Origin of the sequence: Methylomonas sp. Kb3, assembly GCF_002834115.1 — a bacterium.
GTDB lineage: Bacteria > Pseudomonadota > Gammaproteobacteria > Methylococcales > Methylomonadaceae > Methylomonas > Methylomonas defluvii.
The window spans coordinates 101,783-124,840 of record NZ_PIZT01000015.1; the positions used below are offsets into that span (position 1 = coordinate 101,783).

Genomic DNA, 23,058 nt, shown 5'->3' on the forward strand with positions numbered 1-23,058 from the left:
AGCAGCTTATTTTTCTAAAGATTTAACCATGTCAGCGCCTACACACAATATCCATCAATTAACCAAAAATACTATTGCTTTAATTCTTGCCGGCGGACGCGGCTCGCGCTTAATGAATATGACGGATTGGCGCGCCAAGCCCGCCGTACCTTTTGGTGGCAAGTTTCGAATTATCGATTTTCCGTTATCCAATTGCGTAAATTCCGGTATCCGTAAAATCGGCGTGATGACGCAATATAAGGCCGATTCGTTGATCCGGCATATTCAGAAAGGCTGGGGATTCATGCGCGGCGAATTTGGCGAATACGTCGACATCATGCCGGCACAACAACGGATAGACGAGACTTCCTGGTACAAAGGTACCGCCGACGCCGTGTTGCAGAATATCGATATTCTGCGGGCTCGCCAGCCGCAGCATATTCTAATTCTGGCTGGTGATCATATTTATAAAATGGATTACGCGGCCATGTTAATCGACCACGTCGAAAAAAACGCCGACCTAACCATAGGTTGTCTGGAAGTATCCTTAAAAGACGCCTCCGCTTTTGGCGTAATGGACGTGGATGCAAATCGCCGCGTTCGGGCGTTTGTCGAAAAACCCGCCAACCCACCCGTGATGCCGGGTAGGACCAATACCGCGTTGGCCTCAATGGGTATTTATATCTTTAACGCCGATTTTTTATGGGAGCAATTAATTAAAGATTCTCTCACTGAAAATTCCACTAACGACTTTGGCAAAGATATTATTCCCGCCGTCATCGACGATCATATTGTTAATGCCTATCCCTTTTTGGATTTACAAAGCGGTCAACAAAGTTATTGGCGCGATGTCGGGACTATAGACGCCTATTGGGCTTCTAATTTGGAGTTAATCGGCGTCAAGCCGGATTTGAATTTATACGATGCGTCCTGGCCGATATGGACCTATCAGGAACAAACACCGCCGGCCAAATTTGTCTTCGATGATAACGGCCGGCGTGGTTTGGCCGTCGATTCGATGATTGCCGGCGGCTCGATTATTTCCGGCGCAACCATTCAGCATTCCATGGTGTTCTCGAATGTCACCGTAAACGAATCAGCGCTTATCAAAGACAGCATTCTGTTGCCGCAAGTCTGCATAGGCCAAAATTGCCGGATTACCAAAGCCATCGTTGAAAAAGGTTGCGAGGTGCCGGCAGGTACGGTGATTGGCGAAAATCTTGACGACGACAAAAACAGATTTTATGTCAGCGAGGGCGGGGTAGTGCTGGTAACTGCCGAAATGTTGGGGCAAAAACTACATTACGTCAGGTAATCAAGCATGCAAACGCCCGTTTATCCGATTGAGTGATAACGGGCGTCTGAGTGCCTTAGCCGCCAAATAATTGATGATCGATTAAATCGCATAGGCAATGCGAGATCAACAAATGCACTTCCTGAATGCGGGCGGTGGAATAAGATGGTACGCGGATTTCAATATCGGCTTCGTTCAACGCGCCAGCCAGCACACCGCCGTCTTTACCGCTTAGCGCGATAACCGTCATATCCCGGTCATGCGCCACTTTCACGGCTTTAATGATATTGCCGGAGTTACCGCTACTGGTGTAGACCAGCAAGATGTCGCCAGCCTGCCCCAAAGCGCGCAATTGCTTGGCAAAGATTTCGTCGTAGTGGTAGTCGTTGGCGATAGAGGTGATGGTTGAGGTATCGGTGCTCAAGGCAATCGCCGGCAGAGCGGGGCGTTCCCGTTCGAAACGGTTGAGCATCTCCGAAGAAAAATGCTGGGCATCGCCCGCCGAACCGCCGTTGCCGCAAGTCAGCACTTTTTTGTCGTTCACCAAAGCCTCGACGATTTTTTGCGAGGCGAACTCAATCAGCTCGCACAAGCTGGCCATCGCATCCTGTTTGGTTTGAATGCTATCGGAAAAGTGGGCGATGATGCGGTCTTGTAAACTCATAATACTCAGGTTTGAAAAGCGTTTTTAATCCAGTCCAGGCGGTTGTTGCCGGATACAGCAACTACGTCGAAACGAATCGAGAGCTGGCTCAGGTTGTTGATTATGACATAGTGTTGGGTAGCGGCGACGATGCGCGCCTGTTTTTGCCGGGTGACACTGGCCACTGCGCCGCCAAATTGCTCCGATTTGCGAAAGCGTACTTCCACAATCACCAGCGCCGCGCCGTCTTTCATCACCAGATCCAACTCACCCATTTTGCAGCGGAAGTTGCTGCATACCCATTCCAAGCCTTGTTTTTGCAAATAAGCCAAAGCTAATTGTTCGGCGCTATCGCCCTTTTGCAAATGCAGCGGCTTGGTTTTGCCGAATAACATGCTATTCGACAAAGCCGGAGGCGACCGGCACGCCGCCTTTAAACTGGGCACAGACTAGTTTGCGGGTAATGCGATTTTCATCGTTCACTGACAAGCGGCCGGTGGCGCCGGCGTAAGACGCTCCGGCCAACTGCGGTAATTGACCAATGATGTTGTAAGCATCTATGCCTAACGCGACCAGCTTAACCTGGCTGTCGCTGAGGCCTTGCCAGGTATTCTGCACGGCTTGCTGGCTGAGTGCGCCGGTGTAGGCGTCGCCGAACACCCAAGGAAGATCGCAGAAATTAATCTTGCCCAACTCGCTATCCCGCACCGGATTTTGCCGGCCGCTGTAGATATTCGGCATCGCATAAACCGACAACTCGCTGCTTTGCGAGTACTTGAGTTGCGGCGCCAACTCTCTGGCCAATTCCGAGCTGGCGCTAACGAATAAGGCCAAGGGTTGCTTCTGGCCATTCGCGCTGACGCTGTTGCTGAGCAAGGTTTTTACAATGGCGGCGAAATCGTGTTGTTTCGGGTCGTAGCTTTCCACACCCACCACGGCGCCGCCGACCGCTTGCCAAGCCGACATTAGATAATGGCGCACCCGCTCACCTTGCGTGGTATTCGGCGTCAGCGATACGGCATTCTGTTGGCCATCGCGCTTGGCTTTTTGTACCAATTGTTCCGCGTCGTCTATCGGGCTGAGGCCGAATTGATAGAGATTGGGGTTGCTGAGGTTTTCCACATGATTCAACGCCAGTACCGGTACGCTTAATTCGGCGGATTGCGCCAAATTTTGGATCTGTTCCTTCACCAAGGGCCCTATCACCTGTTTGGCGCCGTCACTAACGGCTTGCTTATATATGTTGGCTATGTCGTCTATTTCGCTGTCGTAATACTTTAGCGGCATTTGCGGCGCGGCGCTGGCGGCCAGACGATGGGCTACCGTCAACCCTTCCCTGATGGCTTTAGCCGCGCTGGCGTAAGAGCCCGAGCCAGGCAGCAACACGGCAATGGTTGCACCCGGAGTAGGTGGTTGCGCAGCTTGCTCCGGTTCTTGAACGGTTTGCTGACTGACGGGCGGCGGATTCAGATAGGCTTGCAGGTAATCGGCGTTGGCCGGATGGCCGGGAAACATTTGCCGCCATTGCAGGATTTGACCGGCTGTGTCGAAACCCGCCACGTTACGTTGCTTCAGAATTTTAGCCAAGGCCATCCAGCCGCTCAGTTCGTCAACGATGGGTGACGGACCGCTAAGGGTTTCCAGCGGCAACACGCTAAGCGCATCCAGGATGGCGATAATGTTTTGCTTTTGCTGCTCGGGTTTTTGCAACAGTCGGCCCAGTTTCAGGCGCGCCCTAACGCTGGGCACAACATCGCCCAACAAAGCATGCACAAAGGCCACCGATTGGTAATAAGCAATCTGATCGGCGTCGGTCAGTATGGCGGGCCGCACGCCCTCCAGCTTTTTCAAGGCTTGTTCGGCATCACCCATACTCAACGCTACTTGAGCTTGGAGCAATTTGTATTTGCTGAACAATTCCGGCGGTAACTGTTCGGCGTTGATTTTATCCAAGGCTTTTTGCGCGGCCTGACTATCCCCGGCTTGCAGGCGGGTGTCGGCATCCAGCAGATGCAGGCTGTTTTGATTGTCGGCCATCCGGTAACTGCGCGGTGGCTCGGCCGGCTTGGCTTTGCGGGCACTGGTTTGCGGGCGCACTTCCAGCTGGGTCTTGGTTTTGACCGGTTGCTCGCTACACGCAGCCAGTAGCAACAGGCCGAAAAACCAGCGGTTTAAAACACGACGCGGCATAATGGCGGCAAATTTGCGATCAGACATAGCACGGGGACCGAAGAATAAATGTACGGAAAATTATACGTGGTTGCCACGCCAATCGGTAATCTGGCCGATTTCAGCTTTCGGGCGGTGGACATATTGAAACAAGTGGACTTGATCGCCGCCGAAGATACCCGCCACGTCAAGATGTTGCTGCAACATTACGGCATCAATAAGCCGCTGCAATCGCTGCATCAACATAACGAAGAACACGCTTCGCAAGGCCTGATCGATAAAATCCGCGAAGGATTATCGGTGGCACTGGTATCCGATGCCGGCACGCCGATGATCAGCGATCCCGGCTTTCCTCTGGTCAAATTGGCCAGACAGCAAGGCGTGGATGTGTGTCCGATACCCGGCGCCTGCGCGCTGATCGCCGCCTTGTCGGTGGCGGGCTTACCGACTAGCCGTTTCAGTTTCGAAGGCTTTTTGCCACGCACCGGCTCGGCGCGGCGCAGCTTCTTCGAACACAAGTTGGCTGACTGCTCGACTTGGGCCTTTTACGAATCCAGCCATCGCATCCAGGCTGCGTTGGAAGATATGCTGACGGTATTTCCGGCTAATCACCAAATTGTCGTTGCTCGGGAGCTCACGAAATTGCATGAAACGATTGTCGGCAACGAACTGGACAAGGTGTTGGAGAAAGTGCAGACCGACGAAAACATGCGCAGGGGCGAATTCGTGGTATTGGTAGCCGGCCGCGAAGCTGGTGAGCAAGACGATGAATTAACCGACGAACAACGGCGGATTTTGGGCATATTGCTGACAGAATGTTCTACCAAAACCGCCGCGGCACTGGCTGCGGAAATTACCGGCCAGCGCAAAAAAACCTTGTATCAGGCGGCGCTGGCGATGCAGGACAAGCAAGGCCGCTAAGTTCCAGCAATCTTCCGCCGCTCAAACCCGGACATCGATACCGTTCGCCGGTACGCTGGCCGACTCCAATAACTTTAAGGCGTTTTGGCCTTGTTGTTCCTGCATCTCCTTGGCTTTTACCAGCATCGCAACTTCGACTTGTTGCGCGGTTTTTTGGGTGGACATTTGTGTCGCCAGCGTGGCGACGGAAGAGACGGAATCAAGCATGGCATGGCCTCGTCGGGTTGGTTTTGGAAAGCGGTTGCCGTAACGGCTAAAAAGGTTATCGAACCGCAAGCCGATAACTTTAGGCTATCGATAAAAATAACTGCTTACCTGCGTTCTGCCTACGCCTTGGGGCATACACTATAATGTCCTGCGGCATCAGCTATGCGGCCCCTTCAAAATCGAACGGCGTCCGAATGGTTTCGAACGACCTAACGCTCCGGCGCATCGCAACCGATATGAGCCAGCCCCGGAAAACCTTGGCATATTTTGCTGAAAACTGCATTTGGCAGGGTATCCTGGCAGCATTCAGGCAAACCGATTAAAGAGTTTTATGACATATAAAGGCAACATTCTCGCCGTTGACGACACCCCTGCCTCCTTAAAGTTGTTAACGGATATTCTGAAGGACGAAGGCTACGAAGTCCGTTCTGCTATTAGCGGCGAATTAGCCTTAAATTCCGCTTTCAAACACCCGCCGGAATTGGTGCTGTTGGATATTCGCATGCCGGAGATGGATGGTTTCGAAGTTTGCCGGCAACTCAAAGCTAACCCGAATACATGCGATGTGCCGGTTATCTTCGTCAGCGCGATCATGGATACCGACGAAAAAGTGCGCGGCTTTGACTTGGGTGCAGTGGATTTTGTCACCAAGCCCTATCAGCGCGATGAATTGCTGGTTAGGGTGCGTACTCATTTGGAGTTTGACCGCTTGCGCAACCATCTGGAAGAACAGGTGGAAGAGCGAACCCGTAAATTGATGGAAAGCGAGAGAAATTTGCGCGCCGGCATGCTGGATTTCGTGACCGCGATTGCGGCCACTATCGAAGCGCGCGATCCCTACACCGCCGGCCATCAACGCCGCGTCGCCCACCTCGCCACGGCTATCGCCCGCGGCTTGCAATTGCCGGAAGAGCGGATAGAGGGACTGACGTTGGCGAGCGTGGTACACGATATTGGCAAAATTCGGATCCCCGCCGAAATACTGTGCAAGCCCGGTCGGCTGGACGATTTGGAGTTCAGCCTGATCAAGCGGCACGCCGAAACCGGCTACGACATCCTCAAATCCATCAACTTCCCCTGGCCTATCGCGCAAATCGTCTTGCAACATCACGAACGCCCCAACGGCAGTGGCTACCCGTGCGGCCTAAAGAAGGGTGAGATATTGCTGGAAGCTGAGATTCTGGCGGTTGCCGATGTGGTGGAAGCGATGAAGTCTCATCGCCCTTACCGCGCCGGTTTAGGCCTGGATGCAGCACTGCAGGAGATTTCCGACAATCGCGGTGTGCTGTATAACGCCGAAGTAGTCGAGATTTGTTTAAAGCTTTTTCGGGAACGGGATTACTGCCTGCCCGCTTGAGCGGCTCCTTAGAATTCCGCTAAAAATAACTTCCCGAAATGACTATTCCCGGCAAACCGTTCGTGCTCGACTGGCCTGGATGTCTGAGCAATTGCCGAGAGCGCAGTCGAAGCATGAACGGTTAAGGGCTATGAAGGCCCGGATTTCCCCTGCGATCCTTCGACAAGCACAGGAAAGTTCCGCTAATCCGCGCTAGAAAAGTTACTTAACCCTATTCTTAGGTGTTTTGCAGCGCGTTTAAGGAATACGATGGGACCGTTTGCCCGCGCACACTTACGGGCCGCCAATACACCACAACAGTCTTGTGAGTTCAGCTATGCCAGGTCAGCTTGATTTTCCAAACAATGTCTCGAGGCGGCTGATTGCCGGGGCGGTAATCCTTAACCTGTTGGTTATCGCCACCGTGGGGTTTGCGCTATATCGCAGCTTCGACAAATATCAACAGCGCGCCGAAATCACGACGCAGAATCTGGCCAAGGTTATCGCGCAAAACTTAGATAGCCTTATCGAAAAGGTGGACTTAGGCGTGTTGGTGGCCGTGGAGGAAATCCAGCGGCAACAAGCTTCGGGGAGCGTTGACGCCGAGGCGCTGTCGGTTTTTATGCAGCGCTTACAAGCGCGTTTGCCATGGGTTATCGGACTTAGAGCTACCGACGCGCAAGGTTGGCTAGCCTATGGCGTGGATGTACCAAAAGATAAGCCGCTCAGCATGGCGGATCGGCTCTATTTTTCTAGTTTGCGGGATAATCCGGCGCTTGGGCTATTTATCAACAAACCGGTGATGTCTCATATCAATAAGGTTTGGGTGCTAAATTTTGCACGCCGCCTTAACCGCGCCGACGGCAGTTTTGCCGGCGTGGTTTTTGCCAATGTTTCACTGGATAACTTGAGTAAAGCGATTTCCAACGTTGATATTGGCAGTCGCGGGGCGATTAACCTAAGAGATGCCGATATGGGCTTGATCGTTCGCTATCCCGCCCATGCCGAACCCGGCAACATGATTGGCGATAAAACCATTTCGCCGGAATTTCGCCGGATGCTCGCATCCGGACACACCTCGGGTGTCTTTCACACGCCTCTCAGCTTCGACAATACCGCCAGGGTGGTATCTTTTCGCAAACTGGACGCCTACCCGCTATGGGTGAGCGTCGGTCTGGCTAGGGACGATTTTCTGGCGGAGTGGTGGAATGAAGTCCTGGAAATGGCCGGACTGGTTCTTCTGTTTGCCTTGATTTCGGTTAGTAGCGCCCGGTTCATCGTCGGTGCGTGGCGAAAGCAATTGCAGGTTGCCACCAAGTTGGCGGCCGAAGAGGAAAAGTTCCATACCGTCGCGGACTACACCTACGACTGGGAATATTGGGAAGGCGACGATCAGCAGATTTTGTATATGACGCCTTCCAGCTTGCGGGTTACCGGCTATGCGGCCGAGGAGTTTATGGCCGATGCCGGGTTATTGCCGAGCATCATACATCCCGACGACCGGCACTTAATGACCGATCATCGCCACGATGTCGAGCATTTACGCCTCGCTGAAGTAGACTTTCGCATTGTCCGCCGCGACGGCGAAATTCGCTGGATCTCGCATTGTTGCCAGGCCGTGTTCGGGGCGGACAATAACTACCGAGGCCGGCGCATCACTAACCGCGACATTACAGAACGCCACCTATTCGCCACCGAAATCAATCGGCTGGCGCAAGCGGCGGATCAGAATCCGACCGGCATCCAGATTACCGACCTGCAGGGCGTATTGACCTATACCAACCACGCTTATACGCGGATTACCGGGTATACGTTCGGCGAGGCTTACAAAATGACGCCTCGCGCATTATTGTCCAGTGAAATAACTGCCGATACCTACCAAGCCTGCCAGGCACAATTGGCAGCAGGCAAACTATGGAAATCCTCGCTGACCAATCGCCACAAAAACGGCGAGTTGCGCTGGGAACAGATCACCGCCTCACCGATTTACGACGAAGCTTATCAGGTTTGCAATTATCTATATTTACGCACGGACATCACCGAAGCCAAGCAAACGGAAGCGGCCTTATATAAGCTCAATCGCGAATTGCGCGCGATCAGCAATTGCAATCAGGCCTTGCTGCGACATGACAACGAACCAAGCCTGCTTAAAGAAATTTGCCGTATCGTCTGCGATGAAGCCGAATATCGCATGGCTTGGGTCGGCTACTTGGAAAACGGCCCTCCCAAAACAATACGCCCGGTGGCCTGGGCCGGTTTTGAAGACGGCTATCTGGCCGTCACCGATCACAGTGGCGGGGATGCGGCGGGCGCGCAAAGTCCCGCTGCCGCCGCCATTTGCAGCGGCGAAAAAGTCTATGTTCAGGATGTCTGCACAGATGCGCTGATGGCTTTGGCACGAGACGCAGCGTTAGCGCGCGGCTATCGCTCGGTTATTGCCTTGCCTTTGGCCGATCAGAACGCGGATATTTTCGGTGCGCTGACGATTTATTCCGCAGAACCCAATGCGATCACGGCAGCGGAGATTCGCTTGTTAGAGGAACTGGCCGGAGATTTGGCCTTTGGCATTTCCGTGCTCCGCGATAAGGCGGAGCGCTTACGCACGGAAGAGCATTTACGCGACTCGGAGGAGCGCTTGCGGTTGACGTTGGAAGCCGCCCAGGTCGGCGTTTGGGACTGGGATGTAAAAAACGACCAATGGTACGCTTCGCCCACCTATTACACGATGCTCGGCTATCCTGTTCGGACCGGCATGGCTGATCGGCGCGAATGGTTCGAAAGCGTTCATCCGGACGATCAAGCGGAAGTCAGCGACAAAATGAGCGGCGTGTTAGCCCGTGATTTCACGGAATATCAATATCAAGCGCGCATGCGCCACGCCGACGGCAGTTATCGTTGGCAATATGTGCGCGGTTTCGGTATTCAGCGCGATTCGGACGGTAAGGTCATACGCATGTTGGGTATTCGTATGGACATCCATGATCGCAAGCAAAACGAGGAAGAATTACGGCGCTATAAAGAACACCTCGAAGATGAAATCCAGCAACGTACCGCCGACTTGATAATTGCGCGCGATGCGGCGGAAGCGGCCAATAGGGCCAAGAGCGTATTCCTGGCCAATATGAGCCACGAATTGCGTACCCCGCTGAACGCTATTCTTGGATTCTCGAAATTGATGCGGAAAAATCCCCAACTGTCGGACGAGCAAAGGCAAAACCTGGATATTATCAATCGCAGCGGCGAGCATCTGTTGATGTTGATTAACGATGTATTGGAAATGGCTAAAATCGAAGTAGGCCGGCTACACCTGGAAAACGCGCCTTTCGATTTGGGCAATATGGTGCGCGATATTACCGATATGATGAGTGTCCGCGCCGCCGAAAAAGGCCTGAGGTTGTTGGTCGATCAGGCATCGCAGTTTCCGCGTTTCATTGTCGGCGACGAAGCCCGCTTGCGGCAAGTGCTGATTAATCTGGTGGGCAATGCTATTAAATTTACGCAGCAAGGCGGTGTTACCTTGCGCCTAGGCACTCGCAAAAATCGCATTTCGCATCTACAGATTGAGGTCGAAGATTCCGGTGTGGGGATCCCGCTGGCCGATCAGCAACGTATATTCGAACCATTCGTACAGCTAGGCGAGCAAAGGGATAGCCAAGGCACCGGCTTGGGATTGACCATTACCCGCCAGTTTGTGGAATTGATGGGCGGTACGCTTACCTTGGAAAGCCACCCGAATCAAGGCGCTTTATTTAGAATAGATCTGCCGCTCGCGGAGGTGAATCAGGCGGATATTACCGGCCCCAGTGCTGATAAAGCGGAAGCCGGCGCCGTCATCGGCTTAGTGGAAGGGCAAAGCGACTACCGCATATTAATCGTTGAAGATCAGCTCGAAAATCAGTTATTGCTGGCAAAATTGATGGAATCGGTCGGATTCTCCTGCAAAGTGGCCGGCAACGGCGCGGAGGGCATAGCGCTATTTCAAACATGGCAACCGCAATTTATCTGGATGGATAGGCAAATGCCGGTAATGGATGGTTTGGAAGCCACGAAAAGAATCCGGGAGTTGCCTGGCGGGCGGGAGGTCGTCATTGTTGCCGTCACCGCCTCGGCATTCCTGGAGCAGCGTAGCGAGCTTCTGGAAGCCGGCATGAACGATTTTGTGCGCAAGCCTTATCGCTTCAACGAAATCTACGAATGTCTGGCCAAGCACTTGGGGGTGCGTTATGTTTACGAGGGTGTTCCAGAACAAACCCCGCCAATCGCGCCATTAACGCCGAACATGTTAGCCGGCTTGCCGGCATCGGCACGCGAGGAATTGAAAAATGCACTGGAAAGTCTGGAGCCGGAACGTATAGCAAATGCCATAGTTCTGGCAACGGCGCAGGATCCTCAATTGCGCAAAACCCTGGCCTATCTGGCTGATAACTTTGACTATCCTGCCATTCTGAGGGCTTTGCCTAGCTGATTTTATCGTTCGCCGTTTTGAGTTGCACTGTTCCGGCACGTACGATTTGGCGACCGCCAAACCGATACTACGTCCGGCGTGCTGACTGGTATTCGCTTGGATCGATGGCGATGCTGAATGCTTTTAATTGCAGGCTGTCGAACGGCCAATTAAGTTGCTTTTGGCTTGGGGCATGCCACAACACCGGAATCAACAAACCATACGCCCCCTGCCATTGCTCATTGTCCATAATGTCCCGGCTGGTAAAATCCAGCCCGGCGGCTACCAGTAACGCTTCCGCCTCTTCGCACAAATGGCAGCCTTCGGTGCCGAACAGGATAAAATCGGCCACGGTTGAATCGATCAATGATTCAAATGCGCCGCCAACCAACGTTCGGCCACTTCAATCTTCAAGCCTTTACGCCGCGCGTAGTCTTCTAACTGGTCCTGATCGATCTTACCGACATTGAAATACTGCGAATCCGGATGCGAGAAATACCAGCCGCTAACCGCCGCAGTCGGATACATAGCAAAGTTTTCGGTTAGTTCGATGGTGGTGTTTTCGGTGACGTTCAGCAACTCGAACAACTTGGCTTTTTCGGTGTGGTCTGGGCAAGCCGGATAGCCAGGCGCCGGACGGATACCTTGATACGCTTCCTCGATCAGCGCGTGGTTATCGTGTTGTTCATCTTCGGCATAGCCCCAGTATTCGCGGCGTACGGCTTGATGCATGTATTCCGCAAAGGCTTCGGCTAGACGGTCGGCTAACGCTTTCAGCATGATGGAGCTGTAGTCATCATGATCTTTTTCGAACTCGGCCAGTTTGGTTTCGATGCCGATACCGGAGGTCACCGCGAAACCTCCCAGATAGTCGGCAATGCCGCTACCGATCGGAGCGATGAAATCGGAAAGACAGTAGTTTGGCCGACCCGGCGCCTTGACATTTTGCTGGCGCAAATGATGCAGCGTTTCGCGTGGCTGGCTGCGGGTGTCGTCGGTATACAGCACGATGTCATCGCCATCGCTGTTGGCTGGGAAGAAACCGATGACGGCCTTGGCTGTCAGCCATTGTTCGCGAATCAAGTGTTTCAACATCTCTTGCGCATCTTCGAACAATTTAGTCGCTTCGATGCCAACCACATGGTCGCTAAGAATAGCCGGATAGCTGCCGGACAATTCCCACGTTTGGAAGAACGGCGTCCAGTCGATATACCAAACCAGCGTATCCAGCGGGAAATTATCGATGACTTTGGTGCCGAGAAATTTAGGCTTAACCGGCAGATGGCTGGCGTAATCGAATTTGTTAAGCCGGGCTTTTTCCAGGTTATGCTGCGGATTTTTAGCGTGCCGGCCTTTGTGGCGTTCGCGCACAATTTCATACTCGGCGCGAGTTTTTTCCACGAAATCGGCTTTCAAATCGTCGCTAAGCAGGGCGCTAACCACGCCGACACTGCGCGATGCATCCGTAACATAAACGGTCGGCGATTGATAGTGCGGTTCGATTTTCACTGCGGTATGGGCGCGCGAAGTCGTCGCACCGCCTATCATCAACGGGATCGTAAACCCTTGGCGTTGCATTTCCTTGGCGACATGCACCATTTCATCCAGCGACGGCGTGATCAAACCGCTGAGACCTATCACATCGACGTTTTGCTCGCGGGCGGTTTTCAAAATCGTCTCGGCCGGAACCATCACACCCAGATCGATGACCTCGTAGTTGTTGCATTGCAATACCACGCCGACGATATTTTTGCCGATGTCGTGCACGTCGCCCTTCACAGTGGCCATCAGCACTTTGCCGTTGGTTTGCCGCTCGCTGCCGTCTATTTCGGCATCCATGAACGGCATCAGATAGGCCACGGCTTTTTTCATGACCCGCGCCGATTTCACGACTTGCGGCAGGAACATTTTGCCTTCGCCGAACAAGTCGCCGACCACGTTCATGCCATCCATCAACGGCCCTTCGATGACGTGCAAAGGCTTTTCGGCTTCCAGCCTTGCCGTTTCGGTATCTTCTTCAATGTAATCGGCAATGCCTTTGACCAGCGCATGTTCCAGGCGCTTGCTGACCGGCCATTCACGCCATTCCAAGGTTTCCTGTTTCGCTGTCTGACCGCTACCACGATATTTCTCGGCGATTTCCAGCAGCTTTTCGGTGCCTTCCGGGGTGCGATTCAAAATCACGTCTTCGACGGAATTGCGCAGTTCTTCCGGAATATCGGCGTAAATCGCCAACTGCCCGGCGTTGACGATACCCATGTCCATGCCGGCATGTACGGCGTGGTACAGAAATACGGCGTGGATCGCTTCGCGCACCGGATTGTTGCCGCGGAACGAGAACGATACATTCGATACGCCGCCGGAAATCAAGGCATGCGGCAAGGTCTGCTTGATGATACGGGTGGCTTCGATGAAATCGACACCGTAGTTGTTGTGTTCCTCGATGCCAGTGGCGACCGCGAAAATGTTGGGGTCGAAGATGATGTCTTCTGGCGGGAAGCCGATTTGTTCGGTCAATATTTTGTAGGCGCGGGTGCAGATTTCCACCTTGCGCGCCATCGTGTCGGCCTGGCCTTGTTCGTCGAAGGCCATCACGATCACGGCAGCGCCATAACGGCGCACCAGCTTGGCGTGTTCGATGAACAGTTCTTCGCCTTCCTTGATCGAAATCGAGTTGACGACGCCCTTGCCTTGGATGCATTTCAGGCCGGCTTCCAGAATCTCCCATTTTGAGGAGTCCAGCATGATCGGTACTTTGGCAATATCCGGCTCGGCGGCCAGCAGATCCAAAAAGCGCACCATCGCCGCTTTCGAATCCAGCATGCCTTCGTCCATGTTGATGTCGATAATCTGCGCGCCGTTTTCGACCTGTTGCTTGGCCACTTCCAGGGCTTCTTCGTAACGTTCTTCGACGATCATTTTCTTGAAGATCGCCGAACCGGTAACGTTGGTACGTTCGCCGACGTTCACGAACAAAGTTTCCGGACCGATGCTCATCGCTTCCAGGCCGGCCAGGTGACAGCGTTTTTCCAACTCGGGTATCTTACGCGGCGGATATTTTTCCAGCGCGGCAACGATGGCGCGGATGGTGTCCGGTGAAGTGCCGCAGCAACCGCCGATGATATTCAAATAGCCGCTGGCGGCCCAGTCAGCCAATTCGGCGGCCATCATTTCCGGGGTTTCGTCGTATTCGCCGAATTCGTTGGGCAGGCCAGCGTTCGGGTGGGCGGAAACGTAGGTGTCGGCGATGTTGGATAATTCTTCAATGTATTGGCGCAGTTCCTGCGCACCGAGCGCGCAGTTGAAGCCGATCGAGACGGGTTGCACGTGTTTCAACGAATACCAGAACGCGGCGGCGGTTTGACCTGAAAGCGTGCGGCCGGAGGCGTCGGTAATGGTGCCGGAAATCATTACCGGCAGTTTGTAACCTAGTTTGTCGAAAGTCTGTTCGACCGCGAAAATCGCCGCTTTGGCGTTCAGCGTATCGAACACCGTTTCGATCAGGATGATGTCGGCGCCGCCGTCGATCAAGCCTTGAGTGGCTTCGCTGTAGGCGCTTACCAAATCGTCGAACGTGATGTTACGGAAGCCGGGATCGTTGACATCCGGCGACATTGATGACGTGCGATTGGTGGGGCCCAAGACGCCGGCGACGAAACGCGGCTTGTCCGGCGTTAACGCGCTGACTTCGTTGGCCGCCTGTTTAGCGACGCGAGCCGAAGCGACGTTGATCTCGTAAGCCAGGTCTTCCATCCGATAATCGGCCATCGCGATACGGGTGGAATTGAAGGTATTGGTTTCCAGAATATCCGAGCCGGCATCCAGATAGGCGCGATGAATCGCCTTGATTACCTCGGGCTGGGTAATCGATAATAAATCGTTGTTGCCCTTAAGATCGACAGGCCAGTCGGCAAAGCGTACGCCGCGATAATCCTTCTCCTCCAGTTTGTAGCTCTGAATCATGGTGCCCATCGCACCGTCCAGAAACAAAATCCGTTGAGATAATAACTGGTGTAATCTTTGTGTGCTGTTCATACTGCCTGAGGGTCGTAAGGGTGAATATCGGTGGGCTAGTCCGCTTTATTATCAAACCAAATTTTGAGGGAAATCATGTCTAAACCCAGTCTATTGCATGTCATAAAAAGCGTGTTTGCCGCCGTGATCGGCGTGCAAAGCAATAAGAATAGAGAGCTTGATTTTCAGCACGGCTCTTTGCCTGCCTATATTGTCGTCGGGCTGATTGCGACTGTGCTGTTTATTTTAACGATAGTCAGCATCGTATCCGCAGTTACCGGCGGCTGAGGAATTTCGACGGTAACGAAGCCCAAGCGGCCTTGGGCTTCGGAGCCAGCCAAGTTAGTTGCTGGAGGTTTTGAAGCTGTTTTTGATGCTGACAAACAACTCTTTGATGCCGCTGAACAGGTTGGCTGGTGTCAGCGCTTGTTTCAAAATAAACTGACAGCGAATCAGAGCGACAGCCAACACACCGGCAAACGGCGGTAGTAATTCGAAGAAAACCGGCATGAACCAGCCGCCGGCGCCTTCCTGGGTTTTTCTATCGCCGACGCTGGTCAGGTCGCGATCATATTCGCCGCCGACATCTTTACCGTCTAAGCCGTCGATGATCATAATGTTGATGTTGTAGAACAACACCTGAATGACCAAGAACACTATGGCACAGCCGGCAACCCACATCAGCACATTACCCGTTTTGGCTTTTATCAGGGTTTGATATACCCAGATTGCCGTCAAAATCATTATTACGCCACCAATCATCTCTATTCCCCTTGTTGAAACTGTTTTTATAATTCTCAAAATTCAGGTTGAGAAAGCATACTACCATAATCCACCTGGATGGCAATTGCGGTCGGATGTTTCCGCGATAGCCATGAATCGCTTGACTTTGAAGGTAGCTAAAGTAACATATGAAGCTCGACCGCCAAAGACATGGCAAATTTTATAACAACTAACTAAAGGTAGGAGGCACCCATGGGAGCGATCTTAGATTTAACAGAAATGCTGAAAGAACCGTCGGGCATGATTGGAGCGGTAGTTATCATCGCTGCAGGATACTTCTTTGTAAAATGGGTTTTTGCTGAGCCTAAAGACGAAGAGTAAGCTACACCCCCTCGCTTACAAAGCTTTTCTGGAAAAAGCGGCTACGGATAGATCCCGTAGCCGCTTTTTTTTTGCCTGACGCATACCATTTTCAAATCCCTTATAATCTGTGGACTTTTAGCCTGCCGACCCGCCATGTACAAACTGTTAGTTCAGAAAGTCAATGCTCTTTATTCTAAAAAAGTACCCGCTACCGGCGTAGGCCTTTTCAGGCTTTTGTTTGGGGTGGTGACACTGCAGGAAGTTTTTTTTCTGCTGTATTTCAACCACTTGATATTCGACCCCATCCCGTTCATGGATGTCGAATTTCCGATGATTCCGTTCTTCCTTTGGCTATGGGCCGCGGTGGCGTTTTGTCTGGCCATCGGTTACCGCTGCCAGGCGGCCAGTGTTGCTAACTACATTTTTTGGCTGCTATTCGTTAATTTCTCACCTATGCAGCGCGATTTCGACGGCGGCTTCGATTTGTTCATGATCGGCGCCAATTTCTTTCTGATCTTCATGCCTATGGACCAAGCCTTTTCTATTGATGGCCTTAGGAAAAAATTGCTGCGCCCCTTCACGCATTATTCTCAATACCAAGCTCCGGAAGTGTCTGCACTGACTTATTATCTACCTGTCGCGATTTGTCTGGGCTTTTTGTATTTCGATTCCGCGATACACAAGATGTTTGCCGAGCATTGGCGCAACGGCTTGGGTGCTTGGTTGCCGTCTTCGATTCCGTATTACATGTCCGCGCTGGATTTGTCCTGGCTGCTGAATATCGAGATTTTGCAAAAAATCATCGGCTACACCATCATCGCATTCCAGTTTACTTTCCTGTTGTTTTTTCATCGCCGCCAGTTCAGATGGCTGTACTTTCTGATCGGGATTTCCTTGCATTTGGGCATTACCCTGTCCTTCAATATTTACCCGTTCGGAATGGGAATGCTGATTTTCTATGCCCTGGTAATGCCATTTGCCTGGTATAGAAAAATCGGGGGACTTCTACGGATCACACAACCACTATTGACGGTGTTTTACGACCAACAATGCCCATTGTGCAATCGCACAGTTTTAACACTGAATCATTTCGACGTTTTGCACGGCGTCGATTTCAAGCCCGCACAAGTGTTTGCAATCGATTATCCAGCTCTAGCCGAATTGGGCGAAAAGCAACTGCTGACCGATTTGTACGCGGTGGATGGTGATGGGCGGGTTTATGCCGGCGTTGATACTTACGCGCAAATTTTAATCTCGATGCGCTACACCGCGATGATAGGTTGGGCCATGAAACTGCCGCTGCTTTATCAATGGATATGCGGGCGCTATCGGGCGATTGCCGATTCGCGCACGCGATTGGCGTGCGATGTGAGCTGTCTGCCGGCATCAGCTGAAAACCTGCCGCCGAGTTTGTACGAGCGAATTTTCGAAGCGGAGCATGCCTTACCGGCCAGAAGTCGCGTACACAAAATCAGCAAAGTGTTGCTGGTGTTGATCTTGTTTCAGTTCAACAGCAGCTTTCACTATGGTTTGCTGTACCGCCTGCATGTCGATACCCGCCAGTCGCCGATAACCAGCATGCTGGCGGATATGAGCAATGCGGTCTTAATGATGTCTCACACATTTTTGGGCATCACCCCTCACGCGCTGTATCTTCACGACCATTTCGAAGGCTATGACCGCTTATTGGCTATTACCTATTTGGATGCCAACGGCAAAGAGCAATGGTTACCGTTTGTTAATCGGCAAGGCCGCCTGTTGGCGCCGAATTGGGGACGGGTGCATTCCATGTGGGCCAACATTGCGGTAACCCCAAATATCGACGAGCTCCGCTTGAAAAAATTCATCATGAAAGTCACGGCGTTCTGGGGAAAAAAGAGTGGTTTAGAGCTCGATAGCACGCAATTTATCGTCAAAATGAAGAGAATTCGAGCACCGTTTGTATGGGAAAAAGATCTCAGGAACAGCAACTTGGCAGGAGAATGGCAAGCAATAGGCTCCGCACAATGGACTGGAAAGGACATAAAGATCAACCTGCCGAAAGACATCGATATTTTGTAAACATCTAGGGTATTGCATACTCGGTTTTGTCATGCTATAAATTTTGCGTGCTTGAATTTGAGTACACACAAAAATAAAAACCTTTAAATCGGAGGATGTTATGAAAAAAGTATTTTCTGTCTTGGCTATGGTAATGATGATTGTAAGCTTGAGCGGTTGCATGGACGACCCAGACCAAGGCAACCCAAAACCAAAAGGCTATGGCTCACCTAACCAACAAGGTTCAGGGGTTAAATAATCCTAGCCCTGGCAGGATATTCCTTCCTGAGTAAGGCCCACCCTGTGGGCCTTATATCCCGATTTCTTTTCCTCCAAACAGATTTAGTTTGCGCCAAACTGGTTCGGCATGTTTAAATCTAGCTGTGCTTAATTTTTTGTTTAGATTCAGCACACGCAAAAATATAAAAAACTTTTATTTGGAGGATGTTATGAAAAAAGTATTATCTCTTTTAGCTATGACCCTGATGATTGCTGGCCTGAGCGGTTGCATGGACGATCCGGATGCATCAAAACAAAAAGTTTCTAGCTCTACTTCTGTAGCGCTTTAATCTTTAAGCTTGAAGAAAAAGGCCCGCTAATGCGGGCCTTTTTTTTGCAGCTTAAATTTTAGCCCTCTAATTCGAATTACCCTGCTATTCGTTCTGCATCGATTTGCAACATCGCTTTATTAATCCAGGCTTCGGCCTCTGCATTAATATCCTTCGATTTTTTATCAATGCTACTGATAACCGGCCCAATCTTGACCTTAATCACGCCCGGATATTTCAAAAAACTGTTGCGCGGCCAATACTCTCCTGCATTGTGCGCCAGCGGAATCACCGGAAAACCGGATTTTTGCGCCAGCATTGCGCCACCCGCATTAAATTTTTTATGCGCTCCCGGTGCCACTCGGGTTCCCTCCGGAAACACCACCACGAACAAGCCTTCCTGCAAACGCTGGATGCCCTGATCGATCAACATCTTTAGTGCTTCTTTCTGATTTTGCCGATCTATCGCGATGGGTTTTAATGTCGCCAGCGCCCAGCCGCCAAACGGGATTTGCAGCAACGATTTTTTCAAAACCGCGGTTTGCGGGAAAATAAATTGCCGCAAAGCCACCGTTTCCCAGGCCGACTGATGTTTGCTGAGAATAATCGCCGCGCTATCGCGAGGAATGTTTTCCAGCCCTTCCACTTCATAACTTAGCCCGCAACATAACTTCAGCATAAACAGCAGGCAATTGATCCAAACATCGGCGATTTTATAGCGCATCGGAAACGGCAGAAAATAACCGCCCAAGATGGCTACACCAACAATCAGCGTCGAGAATACTATGTAAATGAACAACAGTGTCGAGCCCAAATAGACTCTGAAATCAGCTTGTCGAGACGATGTGCGTGGCTGCGTCATAAAGATTATCGAAAATAGGAACGTTAAGTTGTGGATTATTAATAGCGGTTTTTTTGCCTTTGCCGGTTTTGACCAGAATAGGTTTGGCACCGGCCGATTCGGCGGCCTGAATATCGCGCAAGGAGTCGCCAATCGCATAAGTTCGGCTCAAATCAGCTTGCGTATCGGCGGCAAAGCGTCGAAACAGTCCGTCCAGAGGTTTGCGGCAGTCACAAGTGTCGTTTGGGCCGTGAGGGCAAAAATAAATGGCTTCTATGTGTCCGTCGGCCTGGGACGCCAATTGCCGCATTTTGGCATGTATCGCCGCCAGCGTTGCCAAATCGAATAAGCCCCTGGCAATCCCCGACTGATTCGTAATCACCACGACTTTGTAGCCATGTCGATTCAACAGCGCTATGGCTTCCAGGCTGCCGGCTAACGGCAGCCATTCCTCGGGAGATTTGATGAATGCGTCGGAATCAACATTGATAGTGCCGTCCCGATCCAGAATAACGTAACGCTCGGTCACGATTGCAATTTGGATATATCGGCAATTTTCAGGAATTGATTGGACAACTTGGCCAGCAATGCCAAACGGCTGTTGCGCAAAGCCTCGTCGTCAGTATTGACCATCACGTTATCGAAAAACGCATCGACGCTATCGCGCAACTGCGCCAAACGGCTCAAGGCCAGCGGATAATTCTGTTCTGCCAGCAAGGGCAAAATGTCGGTTTCCGATTGCTCGGCTGCCGCCAATAAGTTTTTCTCGGCCGCTTCGACCAGGGCCCCAATGCTCTCGGTAGGCGCTTGATCAGATTTTTTCAAAATATTGATGATGCGCTTGTTGGCCGCTGCCAGGCTTTCCGCTTCCGGCAAGGCTCTAAAGCTTTGCACGGCGCGAATACGCAGCATGAAATCCAAGGGGCTGGTCGGATTGACAGCCAATACCGCTTCGAATTCGTGGCTGGTGTAGCCCTGATCCAGACAATACCCTTTTAAGCGGTCGAACAGAAAGCCGATCACTTTCTGCCGGGTTTCGACTTTATTAAAGTCGTGACTGAATTGATCCAGCGCCGCATCCAGCAGCTCCACAACATCCAAGGCGATACCGTTTTCGATCAGCACCCGCAAGATGCCCAGCGTGGCTCGACGCAAGGCATAAGGATCTTTATCGCCGGTTGGGATCAAGCCGGCGCTGAAAATGCCGGCCAGGGTGTCTATTTTTTCCGCCAGCGCCAACACCTGGCCGATTTGGCCGCTCGGGGTCGCGCCGCCGGATTGCTTGGGATAATAATGTTCTTCCAAGGCCAACGCCACGTCGGCATGCTCACCGTCGGCCGCCGCGTAATAACGGCCCATCGTACCTTGCAGGTTAGCAAATTCGCCGACCATATTGGTCATCAAATCGGTTTTAGCCAACAGTGCAGCGCGCTTCGCTAATTCGACATCGGCGCCCAACTTCTCGGCGATCAAGGCCGCCAAGCTGGCGACGCGTTCGGTTTTATCGAACAAGGTGCCCAAATCCTTCTGAAAGACGATGCTTTTTAGGCTCTCAACCCGCTCGGCCAGCGATTGCTTTCTATCCTGTTTCCAGAAAAATTCAGCGTCGACCAGGCGTGGCAACACCACGCGCTCATTGCCTTGACGGATGGAATCGGGGTTGGAGCTTTCGATATTAGCGAAAGTAATGAAATGCGGCAACAATCGGCCTGCAGCATTTTTGACCGGAAAATATTTCTGGTTGGCCTGCATCGTGGTGATCAGGACTTCCTGCGGCAGCTCCAGAAAACGCGCATCGAAATTACCCACGACCGGCACCGGCCATTCGTTCAATGCCGCCACCTCTTCCAGCAAATCGTCTTCGATATGGGCAATACCGCCAACATTGCTGGCCGCTTGATTGGCAGCATCGCGAATAATGGTCATGCGTTCTTCAAAGTCGGCCAGTACCTTGCCATGCTGTTTGAGGATGTCCAGATATTCGTGTGGACTACCGATGCTCAAATCCAGTGGTGAATGAAAGCGGTGACCACGGGTGACGCGGCCGGTCGTGCGGCCGAGAATATCGGTAATCAGAATTTCAGAACCCAACAGCAAAACCGCCCAATGTACCGGCCGGGCAAATTCGGCATCGAAACTTCCCCAGCGCATACGTTTAGCAATCGGTAAATTGGCCAGACTTTTGCGGATAATGTCAGGGATCAACTCGGCAGTGGCTTGGCCTTTCACCGCTTGTTTGAAGATCAACCATGAACCCTTGTCGGTTTCCAGCTTCTCCAAATCCTCAAAAGACGCACCGCAACTGGCGGCAAAACCCAATGCCGCTTTGCTGGGTGTACCATCCGGGCCGTATGCTGCCTGGATGGCAGGGCCGCGCTTTTCCACGACTTTATCAGATTGAAAGGTTTGCAGATCGTCGATCAATACCGCCAAGCGGCGCGGCGTGGCATAAGCGCGGCCTTGGTCGTAGCTCAAACCGGCTTCCTGCAAGCCTGCCAGAATGTTGTCCAGCAAGGCCTGACTGAGTTTTTTTAAGAACTTCGGCGGTAACTCCTCGCAGCCCAGTTCGAACAATAAATGATTGGTCTCGGTCATGTCACGCTCCCTGTCTGGCGAGAATCGGAAAGCCCAGCGCTTCCCGACGGTTGTAATAGGCTTCGGCGACCGATTTGGCCATGTTGCGTACCCGTAAGATGTAGCGTTGGCGCTCGGTGACCGAAATGGCGTGGCGGGCATCGAGTAGATTAAAAGAGTGGGAGGCTTTTAAGACCATTTCGTAAGCCGGCAGCGGCAGGTTTTTCTCCAGCAGCATCAGGCATTCACGCTCATAGGTGTCGAAGCACTGGAATAGGAAGTCGACATTGGCGTGATCGAAATTGAACTCGGACATTTCCACTTCGTTTTGGTGGAACACATCGCCATAGGTGACCACGCCTTGCGGGCCGCGGGTCCAGACCAAATCGTAGACGCTTTCCACGCCTTGCAGATACATCGCAATCCGCTCCAGGCCGTAAGTAATTTCGCCGCTTACCGGCCGGCATTCCAGGCCGCCGACTTGTTGGAAATAGGTAAACTGGGTGACTTCCATGCCGTTCAACCACACTTCCCAGCCCAATCCCCAGGCACCCAGCGTTGGCGACTCCCAGTTGTCTTCCACAAAACGGATGTCGTGTTCCAGCAAATCCAGGCCCAGATGCCGCAATGATCCCAGGTACAACTCCTGAATATTGTCCGGCGACGGCTTCATGATTACCTGAAATTGGTAATAATGCTGCAAGCGGTTGGGATTTTCCCCGAAACGGCCGTCGGTCGGGCGCCGCGAAGGTTGTACGTAAGCGCTGTTCCAAGGCTCTGGACCAATGGCGCGCAAGAACGTGGCGGGGTGGAAAGTGCCGGCACCGACTTCCTGATCCAAAGGCTGCAACAACACACAACCTTGATTCGACCAGTATTCCTGCAAGGTCAGAATCAAGCCCTGAAAAGTAGAGACATCGTTTTTGCTAATCGACACGTCGGGAGCCACTTGATAGATAAAA

At 52.2% G+C, this 23,058-nt stretch carries 19 protein-coding genes; 8 read left to right on the plus strand and 11 right to left on the minus strand.

What is annotated here, in order from left to right; genetic code table 11:
* The first annotated feature begins 28 nt into the window (after positions 1-28).
* On the plus strand, positions 29-1,294 hold the full coding sequence (gene glgC / locus CWO84_RS11155) for a glucose-1-phosphate adenylyltransferase (protein WP_101052703.1): 1,266 nt from the start codon (positions 29-31) through the stop codon (positions 1,292-1,294).
* A 55-nt stretch (positions 1,295-1,349) separates the two neighbouring features.
* Here the strand turns inward: glgC and CWO84_RS11160 are convergent, their stop codons facing one another.
* Genes CWO84_RS11160 through CWO84_RS11170 form a run of 3 tightly spaced genes read right to left on the minus strand, consistent with a single transcriptional unit; the run spans position 1,350 to position 4,133 of the window.
* Complete coding sequence (locus CWO84_RS11160; protein ID WP_020483819.1) at positions 1,350-1,937, minus strand: phosphoheptose isomerase; 588 nt, start codon at positions 1,935-1,937, stop codon at positions 1,350-1,352.
* Positions 1,938-1,942: 5 nt separating this feature from the next.
* Complete coding sequence (locus CWO84_RS11165) at positions 1,943-2,311, minus strand: YraN family protein (RefSeq protein WP_101052705.1); 369 nt, start codon at positions 2,309-2,311, stop codon at positions 1,943-1,945.
* Between the two features lies 1 nt (position 2,312).
* A complete protein-coding gene (locus CWO84_RS11170) occupies positions 2,313-4,133 on the minus strand; it encodes a penicillin-binding protein activator (protein ID WP_101052706.1) in 1,821 nt (606 codons plus the stop codon).
* Between the two features lie 21 nt (positions 4,134-4,154).
* Between CWO84_RS11170 and rsmI the strand changes: the two genes are divergently transcribed.
* Positions 4,155-5,006, plus strand: coding sequence for a 16S rRNA (cytidine(1402)-2'-O)-methyltransferase (gene rsmI, locus CWO84_RS11175; protein WP_101052708.1), 852 nt, complete (start codon positions 4,155-4,157; stop codon positions 5,004-5,006).
* Between the two features lie 21 nt (positions 5,007-5,027).
* Here the strand turns inward: rsmI and CWO84_RS11180 are convergent, their stop codons facing one another.
* Positions 5,028-5,213, minus strand: a complete 186-nt coding sequence (locus CWO84_RS11180; RefSeq protein ID WP_101052710.1) for a YjfB family protein — start codon at positions 5,211-5,213, stop codon at positions 5,028-5,030.
* Between the two features lie 331 nt (positions 5,214-5,544).
* Between CWO84_RS11180 and CWO84_RS11190 the strand changes: the two genes are divergently transcribed.
* On the plus strand, positions 5,545-6,570 hold the full coding sequence (locus tag CWO84_RS11190) for an HD domain-containing phosphohydrolase (protein ID WP_101052714.1): 1,026 nt from the start codon (positions 5,545-5,547) through the stop codon (positions 6,568-6,570).
* Positions 6,571-6,886: 316 nt separating this feature from the next.
* Positions 6,887-11,014, plus strand: a complete 4,128-nt coding sequence (locus CWO84_RS11195) for a PAS domain-containing protein (protein ID WP_101052716.1) — start codon at positions 6,887-6,889, stop codon at positions 11,012-11,014.
* A gap of 67 nt (positions 11,015-11,081) precedes the next feature.
* Here CWO84_RS11195 and CWO84_RS11200 read toward each other — a convergent pair whose 3' ends face one another.
* Positions 11,082-11,345 carry a glutaredoxin family protein gene (locus CWO84_RS11200; protein ID WP_033157001.1) on the minus strand — a complete coding sequence of 88 codons (264 nt, stop codon included), beginning with the start codon at positions 11,343-11,345 and terminating at the stop codon, positions 11,082-11,084.
* 11 nt (positions 11,346-11,356) lie between these two features.
* Complete coding sequence (gene metH, locus CWO84_RS11205; RefSeq protein WP_101052718.1) at positions 11,357-15,028, minus strand: methionine synthase; 3,672 nt, start codon at positions 15,026-15,028, stop codon at positions 11,357-11,359.
* A gap of 75 nt (positions 15,029-15,103) precedes the next feature.
* Here metH and CWO84_RS11210 point away from each other — a divergent pair, with 75 nt between their 5' ends.
* Positions 15,104-15,295, plus strand: coding sequence for a DUF2970 domain-containing protein (locus CWO84_RS11210; protein WP_033156854.1), 192 nt, complete (start codon positions 15,104-15,106; stop codon positions 15,293-15,295).
* A 54-nt stretch (positions 15,296-15,349) separates the two neighbouring features.
* On the opposite strand, the gene CWO84_RS11215 is transcribed toward CWO84_RS11210, so the two are convergent.
* Positions 15,350-15,751, minus strand: a complete 402-nt coding sequence (locus CWO84_RS11215; RefSeq protein ID WP_084153294.1) for a hypothetical protein — start codon at positions 15,749-15,751, stop codon at positions 15,350-15,352.
* 231 nt (positions 15,752-15,982) lie between these two features.
* Between CWO84_RS11215 and CWO84_RS25165 the strand changes: the two genes are divergently transcribed.
* From CWO84_RS25165 to CWO84_RS24390, 3 genes are all read left to right on the plus strand, one after another.
* Positions 15,983-16,111: a hypothetical protein gene (locus CWO84_RS25165; protein WP_255189959.1), complete on the plus strand. Its 129-nt coding sequence runs from the start codon at positions 15,983-15,985 to the stop codon at positions 16,109-16,111.
* Positions 16,112-16,246: 135 nt separating this feature from the next.
* Positions 16,247-18,154 carry a DCC1-like thiol-disulfide oxidoreductase family protein gene (locus CWO84_RS11220; protein WP_101052720.1) on the plus strand — a complete coding sequence of 636 codons (1,908 nt, stop codon included), beginning with the start codon at positions 16,247-16,249 and terminating at the stop codon, positions 18,152-18,154.
* A 100-nt stretch (positions 18,155-18,254) separates the two neighbouring features.
* A complete protein-coding gene (locus CWO84_RS24390) occupies positions 18,255-18,392 on the plus strand; it encodes a hypothetical protein (protein ID WP_165385996.1) in 138 nt (45 codons plus the stop codon).
* Positions 18,393-18,778: 386 nt separating this feature from the next.
* Here CWO84_RS24390 and CWO84_RS11230 read toward each other — a convergent pair whose 3' ends face one another.
* From CWO84_RS11230 to glyQ, 4 genes are read right to left on the minus strand one after another with little or no spacing between them, the layout of a single operon-like run.
* The gene (locus CWO84_RS11230) at positions 18,779-19,543 is read right to left on the minus strand and encodes a lysophospholipid acyltransferase family protein (RefSeq protein ID WP_033156857.1); all 765 of its coding nucleotides are present in this window, start codon (positions 19,541-19,543) and stop codon (positions 18,779-18,781) included.
* Complete coding sequence (gmhB, locus tag CWO84_RS11235; protein ID WP_033156858.1) at positions 19,509-20,051, minus strand: D-glycero-beta-D-manno-heptose 1,7-bisphosphate 7-phosphatase; 543 nt, start codon at positions 20,049-20,051, stop codon at positions 19,509-19,511. The genes CWO84_RS11230 and gmhB overlap by 35 nt, the downstream gene beginning before the upstream one ends.
* On the minus strand, positions 20,048-22,117 hold the full coding sequence (gene glyS / locus CWO84_RS11240; RefSeq protein WP_033156859.1) for a glycine--tRNA ligase subunit beta: 2,070 nt from the start codon (positions 22,115-22,117) through the stop codon (positions 20,048-20,050). Before glyS ends, gmhB begins: the two co-directional genes overlap by 4 nt.
* A 1-nt stretch (position 22,118) precedes the next feature.
* Positions 22,119-23,033 (minus strand): glycine--tRNA ligase subunit alpha, encoded by a 915-nt coding sequence (glyQ, locus tag CWO84_RS11245; protein ID WP_033156860.1) that lies wholly within the window; start codon positions 23,031-23,033, stop codon positions 22,119-22,121.
* Positions 23,034-23,058: the final 25 nt, after the last annotated feature.

Bases quoted from the DNA above. Each gene is read 5' to 3' on its own strand.
- glgC (WP_101052703.1), top strand. From the start codon at position 29: ATGTCAGCGCCTACACACAATATCCATCAATTAACCAAAAATACTATT.
- CWO84_RS11160 (WP_020483819.1), bottom strand. From the start codon at position 1,937: ATGAGTTTACAAGACCGCATCATCGCCCACTTTTCCGATAGCATTCAA.
- CWO84_RS11165 (WP_101052705.1), bottom strand. From the start codon at position 2,311: ATGTTATTCGGCAAAACCAAGCCGCTGCATTTGCAAAAGGGCGATAGC.
- CWO84_RS11170 (WP_101052706.1), bottom strand. From the start codon at position 4,133: ATGTCTGATCGCAAATTTGCCGCCATTATGCCGCGTCGTGTTTTAAAC.
- rsmI (WP_101052708.1), top strand. From the start codon at position 4,155: ATGTACGGAAAATTATACGTGGTTGCCACGCCAATCGGTAATCTGGCC.
- CWO84_RS11180 (WP_101052710.1), bottom strand. From the start codon at position 5,213: ATGCTTGATTCCGTCTCTTCCGTCGCCACGCTGGCGACACAAATGTCC.
- CWO84_RS11190 (WP_101052714.1), top strand. From the start codon at position 5,545: ATGACATATAAAGGCAACATTCTCGCCGTTGACGACACCCCTGCCTCC.
- CWO84_RS11195 (WP_101052716.1), top strand. From the start codon at position 6,887: ATGCCAGGTCAGCTTGATTTTCCAAACAATGTCTCGAGGCGGCTGATT.
- metH (WP_101052718.1), bottom strand. From the start codon at position 15,028: ATGAACAGCACACAAAGATTACACCAGTTATTATCTCAACGGATTTTG.
- CWO84_RS11210 (WP_033156854.1), top strand. From the start codon at position 15,104: ATGTCTAAACCCAGTCTATTGCATGTCATAAAAAGCGTGTTTGCCGCC.
- CWO84_RS11215 (WP_084153294.1), bottom strand. From the start codon at position 15,751: ATGATTTTGACGGCAATCTGGGTATATCAAACCCTGATAAAAGCCAAA.
- CWO84_RS25165 (WP_255189959.1), top strand. From the start codon at position 15,983: ATGGGAGCGATCTTAGATTTAACAGAAATGCTGAAAGAACCGTCGGGC.
- CWO84_RS11220 (WP_101052720.1), top strand. From the start codon at position 16,247: ATGTACAAACTGTTAGTTCAGAAAGTCAATGCTCTTTATTCTAAAAAA.
- CWO84_RS24390 (WP_165385996.1), top strand. From the start codon at position 18,255: ATGAAAAAAGTATTTTCTGTCTTGGCTATGGTAATGATGATTGTAAGC.
- CWO84_RS11230 (WP_033156857.1), bottom strand. From the start codon at position 19,543: ATGACGCAGCCACGCACATCGTCTCGACAAGCTGATTTCAGAGTCTAT.
- glyS (WP_033156859.1), bottom strand. From the start codon at position 22,117: ATGACCGAGACCAATCATTTATTGTTCGAACTGGGCTGCGAGGAGTTA.